11 protein-coding genes, 3 tRNA genes and 3 rRNA genes are annotated in these 12,957 nt (G+C 56.9%); 6 read left to right on the top strand and 11 right to left on the bottom strand.

The window, feature by feature from the left end; genetic code table 11:
* The first annotated feature begins 31 nt into the window (after positions 1-31).
* On the top strand, positions 32-325 hold the full coding sequence (gene yciH, locus ACZ5C7_RS06780) for a stress response translation initiation inhibitor YciH (RefSeq protein ID WP_283835681.1): 294 nt from the start codon (positions 32-34) through the stop codon (positions 323-325).
* Positions 326-495: 170 nt separating this feature from the next.
* Here yciH and ACZ5C7_RS06785 read toward each other — a convergent pair whose 3' ends face one another.
* The 6 genes from ACZ5C7_RS06785 to ACZ5C7_RS06810 all read right to left on the bottom strand — a co-directional run bounded on the left by ACZ5C7_RS06785 (position 496) and on the right by ACZ5C7_RS06810 (position 3,498).
* Entirely contained in the window at positions 496-864 is a 369-nt protein-coding gene (locus ACZ5C7_RS06785; protein WP_464375592.1) for a rhodanese-like domain-containing protein, read from the bottom strand.
* Positions 865-945: 81 nt separating this feature from the next.
* Positions 946-1,548, bottom strand: coding sequence for an NUDIX hydrolase (locus ACZ5C7_RS06790; RefSeq protein WP_464375593.1), 603 nt, complete (start codon positions 1,546-1,548; stop codon positions 946-948).
* A gap of 98 nt (positions 1,549-1,646) precedes the next feature.
* On the bottom strand, positions 1,647-2,057 hold the full coding sequence (locus ACZ5C7_RS06795) for a DUF5809 family protein (RefSeq protein ID WP_464375594.1): 411 nt from the start codon (positions 2,055-2,057) through the stop codon (positions 1,647-1,649).
* Between the two features lie 24 nt (positions 2,058-2,081).
* Positions 2,082-2,543: a DUF5810 domain-containing protein gene (locus ACZ5C7_RS06800; protein ID WP_464375595.1), complete on the bottom strand. Its 462-nt coding sequence runs from the start codon at positions 2,541-2,543 to the stop codon at positions 2,082-2,084.
* Positions 2,544-2,641: 98 nt separating this feature from the next.
* The gene (rimI, locus tag ACZ5C7_RS06805) at positions 2,642-3,118 is read right to left on the bottom strand and encodes a ribosomal protein S18-alanine N-acetyltransferase (RefSeq protein ID WP_464375596.1); all 477 of its coding nucleotides are present in this window, start codon (positions 3,116-3,118) and stop codon (positions 2,642-2,644) included.
* 92 nt (positions 3,119-3,210) lie between these two features.
* Positions 3,211-3,498, bottom strand: a complete 288-nt coding sequence (locus ACZ5C7_RS06810; RefSeq protein WP_464375597.1) for a DUF6360 family protein — start codon at positions 3,496-3,498, stop codon at positions 3,211-3,213.
* A 424-nt stretch (positions 3,499-3,922) separates the two neighbouring features.
* Between ACZ5C7_RS06810 and ACZ5C7_RS06815 the strand changes: the two genes are divergently transcribed.
* The 3 genes from ACZ5C7_RS06815 (at position 3,923) to ACZ5C7_RS06825 (ending at position 4,998) form a co-directional block, all read left to right on the top strand.
* The gene (locus ACZ5C7_RS06815) at positions 3,923-4,057 is read left to right on the top strand and encodes a hypothetical protein (protein ID WP_464375598.1); all 135 of its coding nucleotides are present in this window, start codon (positions 3,923-3,925) and stop codon (positions 4,055-4,057) included.
* A gap of 51 nt (positions 4,058-4,108) precedes the next feature.
* Entirely contained in the window at positions 4,109-4,843 is a 735-nt protein-coding gene (locus ACZ5C7_RS06820) for a DUF7119 family protein (protein ID WP_464375599.1), read from the top strand.
* Between the two features lie 81 nt (positions 4,844-4,924).
* Positions 4,925-4,998 (top strand) — tRNA-Lys (locus tag ACZ5C7_RS06825).
* Between the two features lie 954 nt (positions 4,999-5,952).
* On the opposite strand, the gene ACZ5C7_RS06830 is transcribed toward ACZ5C7_RS06825, so the two are convergent.
* The 5 genes from ACZ5C7_RS06830 to ACZ5C7_RS06850 all read right to left on the bottom strand — a co-directional run bounded on the left by ACZ5C7_RS06830 (position 5,953) and on the right by ACZ5C7_RS06850 (position 11,272).
* Positions 5,953-6,028 (bottom strand) — tRNA-Cys (locus ACZ5C7_RS06830).
* Between the two features lie 145 nt (positions 6,029-6,173).
* Positions 6,174-6,295: ribosomal RNA gene (gene rrf / locus ACZ5C7_RS06835) — 5S ribosomal RNA — on the bottom strand.
* A 145-nt stretch (positions 6,296-6,440) separates the two neighbouring features.
* Positions 6,441-9,362: ribosomal RNA gene (locus ACZ5C7_RS06840) — 23S ribosomal RNA — on the bottom strand.
* Between the two features lie 211 nt (positions 9,363-9,573).
* A tRNA-Ala gene (locus tag ACZ5C7_RS06845) sits at positions 9,574-9,645 on the bottom strand.
* Positions 9,646-9,798: 153 nt separating this feature from the next.
* Positions 9,799-11,272 (bottom strand): 16S ribosomal RNA (locus tag ACZ5C7_RS06850).
* Together the 16S, 23S and 5S rRNA genes with 2 tRNA genes alongside form the textbook arrangement of a ribosomal RNA operon.
* 985 nt (positions 11,273-12,257) lie before the next feature.
* On the opposite strand from ACZ5C7_RS06850, the gene ACZ5C7_RS06855 reads away from it, so the two are divergent.
* On the top strand, positions 12,258-12,635 hold the full coding sequence (locus ACZ5C7_RS06855; RefSeq protein WP_464375600.1) for a helix-turn-helix domain-containing protein: 378 nt from the start codon (positions 12,258-12,260) through the stop codon (positions 12,633-12,635).
* Positions 12,632-12,928, top strand: a complete 297-nt coding sequence (locus tag ACZ5C7_RS06860) for a DUF7521 family protein (RefSeq protein ID WP_464375601.1) — start codon at positions 12,632-12,634, stop codon at positions 12,926-12,928. Before ACZ5C7_RS06855 ends, ACZ5C7_RS06860 begins: the two co-directional genes overlap by 4 nt.
* The last annotated feature ends 29 nt before the right edge of the window (positions 12,929-12,957 follow it).

A 12,957-nucleotide genomic window follows, 5' to 3' on the forward strand; every position in this document is an offset into this window, starting at 1 on the left:
TTAATATGCTGGTTTCGTACGGTCGAACGTAATGTCGGAAGTCTGCTCGACGTGCGGGCTGCCTGATGAGCTTTGCGTCTGCGAAGACGTTGCCAAAGGTCAACAGCAACTCACCATCCGCATTGACGAGCGCAGATACGGTAAGGAGGTAACGATCATCCAAGGATTCGACCCCAAAGACGTCGACCTCGACAGTCTTTCGTCGGATCTCAAGTCAAAATTCGCCTGTGGCGGCACAGTCGAAGACAGTCAGATTGAACTACAAGGAAATCACTCCGGTCGCATCGAGGATTTCCTTCGGGACCGCGGCTTCAATGTCGCATAGGATGATCTGACACGACTCCCGAACCCACGACAGTCCCGTATCGTTTCGCTATCGTCCCCCGTTTTCTCCGCGGAGATTCGACTGAACAGTTCGAATAGCGTCGCTTGCAACGTCACTTCAGCTCGGCTCTAAGCGGGAAGCTCAATTCGGCTCCAAAACCGCAAGTGCATTCAAAACGGCGATTCGGTACTCTGTGCCGATTCCTCGGGTGACTCTTTCTCGGAAACGAGTCCGTACTTTAGCCCGTACTCCTCGAGACCGCCTTCCATGCTCTCGACCGTCGCATCGGCGCTCCCTTCGTACGAGCCGATGAGGTTGGCGGCCTGCACGCTCGCTTTCCCGTGTGGACAGACGGTGACGATGCGTTGTGCACCCTCGAACTCCTCGATGCGTCCCGAGAGTTCGTGGAACGGAACGTTTTCGCTGCCTGGAATGTGGCTGTGCTCGAAACTTCGTTCGTCACGGATATCGACTATCCGAACATCGGCGTCGTCCTCGAGGAGTTCGTTGACCGCTTCGGTGGAAATTTCGCCGTCCATTTGCCCGGGTGTTAGACCTCGGACCGAATAAGACCACGGGTCGAACCCGATGTCGACATCGCTGATGAAATCGCGACCGCGTCACAGAAATCCGTCTTCGCGAGCCAGCAATAACGCGCTGATCGTCGAATCGTTCGCGGGTTGCTCGCGAGCCCGCTCGAACGCCTCCTCGACCGGAAGCGACGTCACTTCGAGAAATTCGTTGGAGTCAAGTTGGGCTTCTCCCGGAACGAGCCCGTCCGCATAGACGACGGCACGGTCGTGATCAAGCACACCCGTCGCGACGGCGTACTCCTGGAGGAGCACGATCGTCGAGGGCTCGAATCCCGTCTCCTCCTCGAGTTCTCGCGCCGCGGCTTCGGTGTAGGACTCGCCGTCTTCGACGATCCCCGCGGGCAACTCGAGGTGGTGTTCGCGAATCGCCGGGCGGTACTGCTCGACGAAGAGAATTCGATCACCCTCGACCGTCGAGTCGCTCGAGCCGATTGCGGTTCCCGGAACCTTGGCGACGACGACGACCGCCGGCGGCAGTTCCGCCCAGTAGTAGCGCTTCTCGGTTCCGTCGGGCTGTTCGACCAGATCGTAGCCCCCGTCGTACCAGCCCGTCTCGTACTCGGTTTCGCGCTCGATAACGTCCCACTCGTCTGGGACAGTCGGTTCGCGTGGCTCGTCTGTGTCGGTCATCGAACCCGAATGGGGTCTGGAGTCGGTAATAGGTGCCGTTTTCGGCACTTCTCAAGCGTTCCGCTCCGGAGAATTCCCGCTTGAACTGGAAAAACGCTCTACAAGAGCTCTCGATACAGTCGTCCGAACGCTTGCCGCCGAAGCGTCGCAACCGCAGCGTCCTCCTCGTCCTGAAAGGTCGCGGCGACCGCCTCGCCGTTCGGGCCAGCGTGCCAGACGACGTGGTCGACGGACTCGTGGCCCGTTTCCGTCACCTCCCCCTCGTACTCCTCGAGCCACTCGGTATACGCTTCGCGCGTGCCGACGCGAACCGAGAGCATGCTCGCGAAGAGGGCGTCTCGAGCCGTCTCGACGACATCACTCGAGACGCGGTTCTGATACTCCTCACGGTCGAACTCCATCGCCTTGGCGACCTCACGGACGACCGTCTGTGCCGCAGGACCGATACTCTCGTAGCGTTCGCGCGCATCCGCGACCGAGTCGGGGGAAAACGAACCCATCGTGTGCATAGCAGGACAGAGGAGAGCGGGCGATTACAGGGTTTCGTTGTCCGACTCCGCGGTCGTCTCCGTGGAGTCATGGTCCCGTGACTCCGCGGGTGAATCGTCATCTCCGTTCTCGCCTCCGTCCGACGACTCGTACAGTTGTCGAGTCAGTTCGCGAGCCTCCTCGAGAGCGCCTTGAGCCTCCGGACTCGGCTCCTGCGTCATCGATCCACGACCCGGTTGACGAGACTGAGTGGCCAGTTCGGCCTCGAGTGACGGAGAGTGACCGTGGTCGCTTCCCCGTTCGATCGCCGGTGTCTCAACCTCGGACGCGTGCTCAGTGACGATTTCGGCGAGCTCGTCCGGGCCCTGCTCGTTCCAATCGGGCGCATAGGTTTCGAGCCACTCGAGATGGTCCTCTCGACCCAGTGAGGCGGTTACTGCGAAATGATTCGCGAGATGCACGCCGTCGGCTTCCTCGGTTGCACAGACTGGACAAGCGTATCCCATACCGGCACGTACGGTAGCCAGCGGTAAAATCGCCACGTCTCCGGATCACGGTACACGAATCCAACACTACGCGAAGGAAGCGAGAACGATGTCCGATCCTACTCGAGTTCGTAAATCATCACGATGGCATCTTCGTCGTTATCGTAATAGTTCGGCACGCGTCGAAGCGGGTCGAAGCCGAAGGTTCGATAGAGGCGTCTCGCACCGTCATTAGACGGTCGAACCTCGAGTTTAATCGAGTGTGCATTGTACGTGCCGAGCACGGAAAGCGCTCGAGTGAGCAATGCCGAACCGATTCCCGAGCCACGGTGGTCGGGATGAACGGCGATATCCTTGATGTGACCCAGGTTGCGCCCGTAGTTCGGCGTGACATCGGAAACGACGTATCCGACGATCGACCGATTTTCGCCGATGGCGACCAGAAACCCCGGCTCGCCGAGAAACGTCTCGAACGCATCGTAGGGCCAGGGTTGGGAAAACGACGCGTTCTCGATCCGAACGACGGCAAGGAGGTCGGCCCGTTGGGCTTGCCGAATCGAGAGGCTGTCTCCCCCCTCTGGAACAGGGGCCGTCATAAACGGGACTATCACACCGAACCATAAAAACGAACCGTCGGACAGATCGCGGTGCTCTCCTGGTTCAGACGTACTCGAGTCAACGAGAAACGTTAGCTATCGGTATCTTCCACTTCGAGACGCTGGGCGTGCTTCTCGAGGTCCGCCGCCAGCGCTCGAGCCTGATCGGGGTCTAACTGGAGCTCCACCATGTGCGCCGGGAAGTGCTCTTCCGCTCGGTTATCCAGTTCGACCTGTAGCTTGACATCGTCCGGATCCTCGGAATCTGTCGTCGCGTCTACCACGGCAACCGACTCCGTTTCGAACTCGTACCCGGTTGCAACCGCATCGACGTAATCTAACGTCGTGTACGCAGTAACTGACATCTGGCGGTTCGTCATAGCGACAGTGTCGCTTCGAATCCACTTAGCCGCCGCGGCTTCGACTGATAGCTCGAATAGAATAAAACGGGATCGTCGACAAGCAGTTGTACTGTAGCCGTCCTACTATTTGTTCGAAAAGTGACCTAATACTCACACCTGGCTACGGCACCCTATCGCTCGAACAGGAGGTGAGAAATTTGGTGACGAGTCGAGTGAACAAAACCGCAGTACTCAACGGGATTCGACCCATTAAACCGAAACCGAGATACCGGATATCCTTTCCGGCACGAGCGAGTACGGGTATCGCTTGCACCCGAGGGCGAACTTATGGGCTTGTCGAACAAACGAGCGGTTATGATCCGCGTTTCACGAAATCGACTCGGCAGACGACAGCACGTTTCGGCCGACGTCGCGCCAGAACTACACCGATCGGAGGGCCAATATGACGAAAACTGAATGTGCGACTGAGGCAGTAGACGAGGACGACGAACGCGACGACAGTCATCTCGACGACGTTGAGGTTGGTGCGGGCTGTACGGAGATCTGGGAACACCTCGCCGAAGAACGCGACGAGTGAGCCGATACCGGAGCAGGAGCTTTTTGACGGCTTACTCCCTACTATGTCGTCATGAGCGATAATCGGCGCGGCGATCAACCATCGGAAGAAACTGGGCAACCGGTTCCAACAGACCGTAAGTCACCTGTTGGCGCACCAGTCATCCGTGGTGACGAATCGGTTGCCGGCAACCGCGCCCGCAAAGCCGTCCAATTCGACCCTGACGACCCCGACAGTCTCGCCGATGCAGCCGAAACGGTCAGACAGTTTGCGGCCGGGAACACCACGGGGGATCACCTCTACATGCTTCGGGGAGCAGCCGCGTGTGCGGCCCTCGTCCGCGGCGAAGGATCGTACAAAGCCGCCGCAGAGCGTGCACGCGATGGGGTTGACGACATGGATCTCGATGAAGGAGATTCCGAACCCGAAATCGCTACCGTTTCGTTCATCCGAAAGTGGGCTCGCGTTCACGATCTCCCACGATCCGTACGACGGCAAGTCGCACTCGGACAGATCGCACCAACCGCGGCCAAACACATCGCACGCGTTTCCGGCGAATCTCGCCTCCTCTTGGCGTGGGCCACACTCGACGGCGACCTCACCGTTCGACAGGTCAGAAGCGTTGCAAGCGCCGTCAACGATGACACCCCCATCGACCGCGCCCTCGCCCAGTACGATGTCCAATTGGGACACCTCGAGCTCAGCCTCCCACCGGTTATCTACCGCGACCTTCGACAACAGGCGTCTCTCGAGGGCAGACCTCCCGGCGAGATCGTTTCGGAAGCAGTAGAGCAACACCTCGAATGAGCGTTGACCACCGATTCACCGCTCAGTTCACCGTCGGAGAAAGAAACGTTTAACCACTACTCGCCGATAGTACAAGATACAGGGCCGGTAGCTCAGTTTGGCAGAGCGTCTGGCTTTTAACCAGACGGTCGCGTGTTCAAATCGCGCCCGGCCCGCTTTTGCGACGAATACTTTCGTGAGGAGCAAAGCGGCCAGAGAGATTTGGACGCAGGGAGGTCGCGCGCCACATAGTGAGCACGTCCGACCGTGTGTTCAAATCGCGCCCGGCCCGCTTTCTGTCGGCGAACAAAATCGTGAGTCGATAGCAACGGAACCAGCGGGATTTGACAGAGATCGGTATCTCTCTAGGCATCGGCGGTGCTTCACTGCAGAAGGTCGCGAATTTACCGAACGCGTTTCGGTCACTGAGAGCGAAGAAAGAAGTATGGATATACTTCTAGCCATCCCGCCGGAGTATATTAGCGCCCACACTGACGATGTCGCGTTCGGGATTACACTTTAGAAGCCGGGTACCTACTCCTCTGGATCTTGCGAGCAATGTACCGCGGTGCATAGGAATACACACAGTTGCCACCACGACTCATCGAGAGTCGCTTCCGGGCGAGCTTCGAGCAGTTTTTTCGCGATCTCGATCACGACAGCCACGCAGTTGCCACGGGAGTAGGCCTACGGTTAGAGGGTGTATCGCTAGAACACGTACTGGATTTCTCCGCGATCAGCTGAACAGCTACTGGCGGTGTCAGGAACAAGTGTTCTCTCGAGCTTTGGAACAGAGCGAATCACGTGTCTATGAGAGAAGAGAGCGATTAATACGCTTATACCGGTGTTTGGGTTGAGAGAAGAGAACTTACAATAAGTTTTTACCAGCGCCCTTTGCTGGCTAGCGACGCCATCACCGGTTATAGATGCTCAGTATTTCCTCGAGTCAGTCACTTATTGCGTTCTACCGAGAAGATCGAACGATCGCCCGTTCATGTGACAGCATCTCCGTTAGGTGGCGCTATCGCGAGGGTATGTACGATATTCTCCGGAAATAACAAAACGTGTAGCTTGGGCGCGTACGATATCTACGATCTCATAATCCAGTTGGATTTGAGGAAGTTAATGGAAGCCAAGGGCCGGATTTGAACCGGCGGTGGGCGGCTCTGCAGGCCGCTGCGTTCGGCCGGACTCTGCCACCTTGGCGCAGATAGTGGTAGACGAGTTGCGCGCATAACGGTTACGGTCCCCGATGGTTATACGAACGCGGCTCGTCGCTGTCGGTACTCGAATACGAAATAGCAAAACCCCAACCAGCGTTCCCACTGATTGAGGTGATATAAAGTATGAGTGAAGGCGGCGAATCAGGTTTCCCAGAGGGTCTCCCACTCCAGTACTCACCGAAACGCAGGCGGGCTTATCTTCCGTGTTCGGGATGGGTACGGGAGGAACCCCGCCGCTGTGGCCGCCGTAACGCCGAGCTACGGATTCGAACCGCCACACACGCTCCATTGAGCGTGTGACTCCAGTCTCGGTATACGGTGCCGAACCGTGTGTACGTGTAGTCCAGTTCACGCCTGGACCCGTTTCCGGGTCCGTACATGATCCAAATGCGTATGAATGGTGGCTCGATCTGTTAGTGCTCGCGGACTCAACACCTCGTTGCCTTGGTGCGTACATCCCGAGTCTATCGAACTCGTCTTCTACGAGTGATCTCAGTTGGTATCTCTTTTTCAAGTGGGTTTCGAGCTTAGATGCGTTCAGCTCTTACCCCGTGGTGCGTGGCTGCCCGGCACGTGCTCTTTCGAACAACCGGTACACCAGTGGCACCCATTCGTAGTTCCTCTCGTACTATACGAACGTTCTCGTCAGATACCGTAACACCCCCAATAGATAGCAGCCGACCTGTCTCACGACGGTCTAAACCCAGCTCACGACCTCCTTTAATAGGCGAACAACCTCACCCTTGCCCGCTTCTGCACGGGCAGGATGGAGGGAACCGACATCGAGGTAGCAAGCCACCCGGTCGATATGTGCTCTTGCGGGTGACGACTCTGTTATCCCTAAGGTAGCTTTTCTGTCAGCAATTGCCCGCATTAAGCAGGCTAATTGGTTCGCTAGACCACGCTTTCGCGTCAGCGTCGATTGTTGTGCTCGACACTGTCAGGCTTCCTTATGCTCTTGCACTCTTACTCGGGTCTCCGACCCGAGTGAGGAAACCTTGGGGCGCGCTCGATATCTTTTCAAGCGCGTACCGCCCCAGTCAAACTGCCCGGCTACCGGTGTCCTCCGCCAGGAGTGAGAGTCGCAGTCATCATCGGGTAGTATTTCAATGTTGCCTCGGTGGCCCGCTAGCGCGGGTACCTGTGTAATGGCTCCTACCTATGCTGCACAATGACGACCACGTCTCAGCGACAGCCTGCAGTAAAGCTCTATAGGGTCTTCGCTTCCCCTTGGGGGTCTCCAGACTCCGCACTGGAATGTACAGTTCACCGGGCCCAACGTTGGGACAGTGGCGCTCTCGTTGATCCATTCATGCAAGCCGCTACTAAAGCGGCAAGGTACTACGCTACCTTAAGAGGGTCATAGTTACCCCCGCCGTTAACGGGTCCTTCTTCTCATTGTACTGAGCGTTCAGATACCCGCACTGGGCAGGATTCAGTGACCGTACGAGTCCTTGCGGATTTGCGGTCACCTATGTTGTTACTAGACAGTCGGAGCGCCCGAGTCACTGCGACCTGCCTCTCTCCGAGGCAGGCATCCCTTATTGCGAACGTACGGGACTAACTTGCCGAATTCCCTAACGTCGGTTGATCCCGACAGACCTTGGCTTTCGCCGCCACGAGTACCTGTGTCGGATCTCGGTACGGACAGTGTGATCGTCTTTTCACGGGCTCCAGATTGACCCAGCTTGCGGCATCCCACCATTCATCCGCTTCGTGCCATTACGGCTTCCACGGATTTCGATGGTTACACCGGGCGAGTGCCCGGCCTGGGCGGCTCCAAAGCGTCGACTTCTAATTCACACTGGCATAGGAATATTAACCTATTTCCCTTTTGTCTCATTCGAACTGCGGTGAGACTTAGGACCGGCTAACCCTCAGCTGATCAGCATTGCTGAGGAACCCTTACTCGTTCGGCCGTCGGGGTTCTCACCCGACTAACGCTGCTACTATGACCAGAATTTTCGTTACTGAACGGTCCACACGAAATCTCTTCCATGCTTCCATCCGAACAGTACGCCAACCTACGGAATCACATTGTAAAATGTGTCGCTCGGTCTCGGTGGTGGACTTGAGCCCCGATCATTTTCAGCGCGCCGAACCTCGGCCGGTAAGCTGTTACGCTTTTCTTAGAGGGTAGCTGCTTCTAAGCTCACCTCCCGGCTGTCTAGGGCTCGGCACCACTTTCGATCGCACTTAGTCCACACTTGGGGACCTTAACCCAGCTCTGGGTTGTCTCCCTCACGGTACACAGGCTTACCCCGCGCACCGGACTCCTCACGTCAACAGCGTTCGTAGGTTCGGAGTTGGACAGGGAGGCGAACTCCTCTCGGAGGCCGGTCTCCCAATCCGTCGCTCTACCCCACAAACTACCTCGGTGAAGGTCATGCTTCGACATGTTTCGGTTGGAACCAGCTGTTTCCGGACTCGATGGGCCTTTCACCCCTACACATAAGTCACGAGAGGGTATTGTAGGACACCAACTCTAACGGACCTCCACGTGCCTTTCGGCACGCTTCGTCCTGCTCATGCGTAGATCGTCCGGTTTCGGGTCGTGTCCGAGTGGCTCCCCGCGCTTGAACACGGTGACCCTGGTGCAAAGCACTGCGGTCATATCGGTTTCCCTATGCCTTCCCTGATGATCAGGTTAGACTCGCCAATCAGACACACTCTCTGGTTCGTTTTTCAAAACGTACGACAGAACACCGGCTTCCGACACTGCTTACTACAGATTCGCATCTGATTCATTTCGTGTCGGACCTTGTGTGCCCTGTCGTTCTATCGCCAACTGATTTCACGCCCTATTACACCTCCCTTCTTGGGGTGCTTTTCAGCGTTCGCTCACGCTACTTGTTCGCTATCGGTCTCAAGGAGTATTGAGTCTTTGCGGTCAATGCCCGCAACATTCACGAGGAATATCCAATCCCCGCTACTCTGGAGCTGACGCACACTGTACTGATCTACCATACGGGACTGTCACCCTGTTTCGTACTCCGTTCCAGGAGATTTCTTGTAGATGGTCCAGTGCTGAATGTCAGTCCGAACACCACATTGCCCGTAAGGGCTTCGGTTTGGACTGTGTCGGGTTCACTCGCCGTTACTAACGACATCGCGGTTTGCTTTCTTTTCCTGTCGATACTAAGATGTTTCAATTCTCGACGTTCCCCATTGCGCGAAGCAATTGCGGTGGGGATTCCCATTCGGAGATCCTGAGTTCTTTGCCTCCGTGCGGCTCCCTCAGGCTTTTCGCAGCTTGGCACGTCCTTCTTCAGCTCTTGAGCCGAGCGATCCACCAGCTGGCACAGTAGCCACGTTCTTTCGGATCAGTAGTGACCCGGGAACGGGTCCAGTGGACGCCTGGACTACACGTACACACGGTATCATCTGCACGCCCGTAGACAGCGGGCCTGCATTAACCCTTCCCACCCACACTTGCGCGGGGTGGTGCATTGGTTCGTTGCTTCGGATTACATCAAAGCGCTGTCTCCCACTTAAGGGACACGATTCGTTTTGATCTAACCCGAGTCATGGACCCACAGGGATTCGAACCCTGGGCATCCTCCTTGCAAAGGAGGCACTCTACCACTGAGCTATGGGCCCACCCCACTCTGCTGATGTGCAGACTGGGGATCAATCGGGAGTGTTAGCCTTGACAGTTCTAAGGTGCTCGGTCGGCCTGACGGTGGTCGATCGAACGTGTGGACCGAATCGCGAAACCGCTGTGGGCCGGGGCGTCGCCCCGGTCCCGGTCTGTGGAGGTGATCCAGCCGCAGATTCCCCTACGGCTACCTTGTTACGACTTAAGCCCCCTTGCGAAGCCCAGATTCGACCGGCGTAACGCCGGCCTCATCCGGACCTCACTCGGGTGCTTTGACGGGCGGTGTGTGCAAGGAGCAGGGACGTATTCACCGCGCCCTTCTGAGGCGCGATTACTACCGAATCCAGCTTCATGCGGGCGAGTTTCAGCCCGCAATCCGAACTACGATCGAGTTTCGGAGATTAGCGTCGCCTTTCGGCGTAGCATCCCACTGTCTCGACCATTGTAGCCCGCGTGTAGCCCAGCACATTCGGGGCATACTGACCTACCGTTGCCCGTTCCTTCCTCCAGTTTGGCACTGGCAGTCCTCTTAATGTACCCAACCACCTCAAGGGTGTTGCTGGCAATTAAGGGTGCGGGTCTCGCTCGTTGCCTGACTTAACAGGACGCCTCACGGTACGAGCTGACGGCGGCCATGCACCTCCTCTCAGTGGCTCCAGTAAGCTCATCACACTGACTTTCACTGCACACTGTCGATGCTGGTGAGATGTCCGGCGTTGAGTCCAATTAAACCGCAGGCTCCTCCGGTTGTAGTGCTCCCCCGCCAATTCCTTTAAGTTTCATCCTTGCAGACGTACTTCCCAGGCGGTCTGCTTCACGGCTTCCCTACGGCACAGCACAGGCTCGTAGCCTGTGCCACACCTAGCAGACATCGTTTACAGCTCGGACTACCCGGGTATCTAATCCGGTTCGTGACCCGAGCTTTCGTCCCTCACCGTCGGATCCGTCTTTCCAGAGCGCTTTCGCCACCGGTGGTCCGTCTCGGATTACAGGATTTCACTCCTACCCCAGACGTACCCTCTGGATCTTCCGGTCCCAAGCCATGCAGTTTCCACCGGACGCCTACTCGTTGAGCGAGTAGATTTCCCGATGGACTTGCGTGGCCAGCTACGGACGCTTTAGGCCCAATAATAGCGGTCATCACTTGTGCTGCCGGTATTACCGCGGCGGCTGGCACCGGTCTTGCCCAGCACTTATTCGCCGACCATCCTACGGTCGGAAAAAGCGAGGACTATATGCCCTCGCACTTGGAGTCCCCTTATCGCACTCTCGTGCAGTGTAAAGGTTTCGCGCCTGCTGCGCCCCGTAGGGCCCGGTATCTTGTCTCAGATACCGTCTCCGGGCTCTTGCTCTCACAACCCGTACCGATTATTGGCACGGTGGGCCGTTACCCCACCGTCTACCTAATCGGCCGCAGCCACATCCTATCGCGCCTGAGCATTTCTAGCTCGCGCCACTCCAGGCAGCGAGCCGTATGCACTATTAACCTCAGTTTCCCGAGAGTATCGTGCTCGATAGGGTAGTTTGGCCACGTGTTACTGAGCTATTTGCTACGAGTCTAAACTCGTACAACTAGCATGGCTAAATCGGACTCCAATAGCAATGACCTCCGGCAGGATCAACCGGAATGCTAAATCCCCTGCAGAGCAGGGGGGTTTGGCGGTGAATGGTATAAATACACACTCACACATTGCGTGGTCCACAGTTCGGCAACCAGATCGTCGACCGATCGAGCGTCACCGAACTGTCAAGGCTAACATCAGATCCCATCTTAACGGCGGACCGCAGGGGTGAGATCCTCATTTCCTTCGGACTCTATCCTAAGTCAGCCAGGGTACAAAACCCCTTCGACTGTAGTAGTCCGAGATGACGAGCCGAGTTGAACGGCCCGTCGATCACGTGTTCGTTGCGTTCATATCCGAACTGCCCTATCCTTATAAGGCCGTCGGATCTGAATCGGCGCCGGAATCGATCCCCGGCACCGGATTTCACGTAACCATTCGTAGACGACGACACCATATAAGGGCGTCGTCTCGAGGCGACCGGGTCGACCCCGATCGCGGTCACGTTCATAGTCGAATCCCTTCGAGCACTTAAGGTCGTTGGAACGACCTCGACTCGAGGGGGAACGAACTGCCCTCCGTGCCGGAATCCGGCCAGAGGGGACGCGACATCCTGCGTCACGTCGTTTACATTCATAACGAGGAGACGGTCCCTACATAAGGCCGTCGAACGAACCTCCCTCCGGAAACCGCTACCATGCCACGGTTTTCCACCTGCCAATGAGTTCGCTGACAGTAATAAATGAGAACGAAATCAGAATAGCGCACTCGCTCGAGAAACGGTAATATCACGCGGGCGGAGGTCGGCCGATCATTCCGTCCTTGCAGACACGGTCTGACCGAATGATACCCGCGCAGTTTTGTATTCGAGTGTGCACGCAAGAACTCTTTCTTTCGAACACCGGGCCGAGTATCACGTTGCCACACCGAGACGGGGACCGACACACGACCGGCAATCGGAATCTAATATGTTCGTGTTCGAGGCGCCAGCAGGCAACAGCGGTGATCAGCATCGATGCGAATAAATCACGGGGGTGACTAGAAGGAGACGAATGGTCCGGGACCCGATCGCTTCGGAGTCGATGCCCTCGGCCGAAGAGATTTGTGCTGCGCTCGACGACCCCGACTGTCGGGAGATTATCCGGAATCTCGACAAGCCGCTGACAGCGTCCGAGCTGACCGAGCGGTGTGAAATTCCACAATCGACGTTGTATCGAAAACTCGAGTTACTTACCGACGCGACACTACTCGAGGAGTCGACCGACATCAGACGCGACGGCCACCACGCGAGCAAGTACACGGTCGCGTTCGAAGAGATAACTCTCGTTCTCGAAGACGACCGTTCGCTGGCGGTCCGAATCGAACGGCCAGCACGAACTGCAGACGAACGGCTTGCAGAGCTGTGGTCGGAGGTGCGAAAGGAAACATGAGCACGGAACTAATCGAACCGACCACCGCCTCGATGGCGTTGATGGTCGTTAAAACGTTATTACTCGTCGTTGGGAGCATAATTACCTACTTCGCGTTCAAGGCGTACCGCCGAACGCGTCAACCCGCACTCGGCTACCTCACTGCCGGTTTCGGAATTGTCACGCTCGGATTCGTTCTCGCGGGAATGGTTCACGAAGTGTTGAATATCGGGCTGACGGTTGGAATTCTCGTCGAGAGCCTCCTGGTGCTCGTCGGATTTATGATCATCGCATACTCGCTGTACGTGCAGTAACGACGTTCACAGCGGAGAGAGGAGGAGCT

It is taken from the genome of Halostagnicola alkaliphila (assembly GCF_055379965.1).